The organism is Candidatus Kosakonia sp. 282A-S69 (assembly GCF_029433855.1).
Lineage (GTDB): Bacteria > Pseudomonadota > Gammaproteobacteria > Enterobacterales > Enterobacteriaceae > Kosakonia > Kosakonia cowanii_A.
This window is the reverse complement of the sequence record NZ_JAROAU010000005.1, coordinates 4,527-4,773: the sequence shown is the minus strand read 5'-3', so window position 1 is coordinate 4,773 and position 247 is coordinate 4,527. Positions and strand designations below refer to the sequence as shown.

1 protein-coding gene is annotated in these 247 nt (G+C 70.0%); it reads right to left on the bottom strand.

Going from position 1 to position 247, the window contains the following annotated elements; all coding sequences use genetic code 11:
- Positions 1-247 (bottom strand): hypothetical protein (locus tag PU683_RS20800; protein WP_277174511.1); only part of this gene is annotated, 247 nt, incomplete at both ends.

Genomic DNA, 247 nt, shown 5'->3' with positions numbered 1-247 from the left:
CCGGGCCTCACCGAAACGGGGAGGGGGTGATCCCCCCTCCCGGTCCGGACAGAGCAGCTTCTCGGGGGTGATCGGCATGTCGCCCACCCGCTTGCCGGTGGCGTGATTCACCGCGTTGGCGATGGCCGCCGCCGTGCCGACGATGCCGATCTCGCCGACGCCCTTCACGCCCAGCGGGTTGGCCTTGTCCTCCTCGTCCACGAAGATCACGTCGAGGTCGTGGATGTCGGCATGGGCCGGCACGTGG